At 31.0% G+C, this 1,513-nt stretch carries 3 protein-coding genes; all 3 read right to left on the bottom strand.

The genetic code is table 11. The features are described 5' to 3' along the window. A partial coding sequence (locus AOB46_RS22655) for a hypothetical protein (protein ID WP_131724462.1) occupies positions 1-194 on the bottom strand: 194 nt, incomplete at its 3' end. A 143-nt stretch (positions 195-337) separates the two neighbouring features. Next, complete coding sequence (locus AOB46_RS22660) at positions 338-874, bottom strand: STM3941 family protein (RefSeq protein ID WP_062703674.1); 537 nt, start codon at positions 872-874, stop codon at positions 338-340. A 3-nt stretch (positions 875-877) separates the two neighbouring features. Then, positions 878-1,513, bottom strand: a 636-nt coding sequence (locus AOB46_RS23540) for a glycine zipper domain-containing protein (RefSeq protein WP_206542275.1), incomplete at its 5' end; no start/stop codon positions are given.

Below are 1,513 nucleotides of genomic sequence, written 5' to 3' on the forward strand. Positions count from 1 at the left end.
TCATAATTAGCCCAAGCTGACATCCCGTTAGAAGAAAACTGACTATATGTTGTTTTTCCTGGTCGTGACATATTGTAAATTCCATTAAGCCATTCCTGACTCACTCTTCCATCCGGGTCATACATCATCACCGGATTATTCATTACATTTTCTTCAAGAACTGGTACTCCTGAGCCGTTATTCTGATAGCTCAACTGTACATTTCCCAGCTCAACGGTATAGTTGTAAATATACTTATTATTTCAAAATTGCAGACAGGTCTATTCACCTATAAAATAATGGACTGTTTCACTTTTGAAGCAGTCCATTATTTTTTTTAGAATCTTAAGGAGGTAAGCTAATGTAAAGTACTTAATTTATATTCTTTATATGAGGTTAAAATATTTTTTTTATAATTATCGAAAGAACATGATAAATAAATACTGTTCAATAAAATTGGAGTTTGATATTTTTTATAATTATGATTTAAAATCCACTTTTTAAAGCCTTTTTTTTGATTTATATATTCTTGCGGATTATTAATAAAAACTTTGAGATGAGGAATATTATTAATATTACATTCTTCTATTTTTAAGGTATCTTTCCAATTTATAAAAGGATAATCCAATATATTAACTTTATCAATAACTCCTTTATTATCAATAAAAACCATTGCATTTTTATCAAATAATTTTTTTGCAAATTCAAAAATACAATACATAGACACAAATACACCCATTATTCCTAGTGTAAATATAATCAACCCGTTATGAAAAACAAAACTAGTATATTTAGCAGGGTATAGAACAGCGATTATTCCCAGTATTAATATCAAAATCATAATTACAATAATAATGACAAACTTTATTTTATTTTTCTTTATATTTTTCATCATCTATTACTCATACATTTTTTCTACAGACTGTGAAGCAATTTCACCATAAATATATCCAAAAGTAGCTCCTAAAACAACACCTATAACTGTTCCTACTCCTGGTACTGGAATAAAACTTCCTATATATGCTCCTAATAAAGCTCCTTCAGAGGCACCTACAATTCCACCAACCACTCCTGCCGTTGCAACCTGCGCATTTTTTCCAAATCGCCAATTGTCCTCATAAACTCCATAACCAATCTCACCAGCAGAAATTACATTCCCTACCATCCCTGCTCTGTCTGCATATTTAGCATATTTAGCAGTAGTCCTTACATAATCACTTCTTAAACCGATTCTCGAATTAACAGATCGGCCAGCATAACGAATACTCCTTCGGTTTCCTAGATTATCAATCCAATAACCTCCATTATAAAGTGTTGTACGTTTATCAACTTTAAATTTATAAATACCCTCTATTGCAGTAGAACCATAGTCTAACACATCTTTATAGGTCTCCCAAGGCAAGCTGTCCATGCTAATAGGATCTCCTAGTCGTCTAATCTCTGGCACATTATTATAAACCCTAACTAAGTTATAATTTCCAAAATCTCCACCAAAATTTAACTTTCCACCTTGAAAAAATGCTGTAAAATCCTT

This window comes from Chryseobacterium indologenes (assembly GCF_001295265.1).
Classification (GTDB): domain Bacteria; phylum Bacteroidota; class Bacteroidia; order Flavobacteriales; family Weeksellaceae; genus Chryseobacterium; species Chryseobacterium indologenes_A.

What these genes read in the sequence shown, in the direction of transcription:
- AOB46_RS22660 (WP_062703674.1), bottom strand. Translation starts at nt 874, where the DNA reads ATGATGAAAAATATAAAGAAAAATAAAATAAAGTTTGTCATTATTATT.